The 648-nt window shown below is 49.8% G+C and carries 1 protein-coding gene and 1 pseudogene; both read right to left on the bottom strand.

What is annotated here, in order from left to right; genetic code table 11:
- A pseudogene (locus C4N24_RS15045) lies at positions 1-249 on the bottom strand (DUF4367 domain-containing protein); the annotation flags it as partial.
- A partial coding sequence (locus tag C4N24_RS15040) for an RNA polymerase sigma factor (RefSeq protein WP_146746828.1) occupies positions 242-648 on the bottom strand: 407 nt, incomplete at its 5' end. The gene C4N24_RS15040 and the pseudogene C4N24_RS15045, both read right to left, overlap by 8 nt.

The following is a 648-nucleotide window of genomic DNA, read 5'->3' as shown; positions in this document are numbered from 1 at the left end:
GAAGTCTGCGCTTACTGCAAGCGCACCGAGAGTTAAAATTACCAGCGTCAGGGCTGCAACAAGCACCCGTTTCAGCATAGGGCGGCGTTTATGCAATGCCGCTTGCAGGCGAGCATCCCATCGGGAAGTATCCGGGTAGCGTTCCTTAAGCTGTGCTGTAGTTGGCAGTTCGTCCAGTTCTTTTTGTGCATCTGCACGGAGTGCTATCATCAATGCAGCGTCAAAAGAAACTTCTGTCCGCTCACTCATGGCTGTTTAGCTCCTTCCACAATAGTTTTCTTCCACGGAAAAGCCGCATCCGAATCACTTCGTCCGTCAGACCAAGCGATTCGGCAATCTCCCGGTTGGTATAGCCCATTGCCAAAAGGCGAAGAGGATCACGGTACATCGGTTTCATTTGTCCGATCAGTTCTGTCAGATGTTGGATGTTATCGGTGCTGACTGCTGCATCATCTGGCACTGGGGCATCATCTGGTGCGTCCGGGATTTCTTCCAGCGGTTCTTCCCGCTGCTTGCGAAGCATATCGTATGCACGGCTTCTACTACAACTAACGAGATAAGCAGCGAGTTCGTGACAGTTTTCTCGATGAATTTTAGAAAAATTTTTGGCAACGTACAAAAACACCTCTTGCAGTACATCTTCTGCCA

The sequence above is a fragment of the Faecalibacterium prausnitzii genome (assembly GCF_003287405.1).
In the GTDB taxonomy this organism is placed as follows: Bacteria; Bacillota; Clostridia; order Oscillospirales; family Ruminococcaceae; genus Faecalibacterium; species Faecalibacterium intestinale.
The sequence above is the reverse complement of the archived record's forward strand: the minus strand, read 5'-3'. Positions and strand labels throughout refer to the sequence as shown.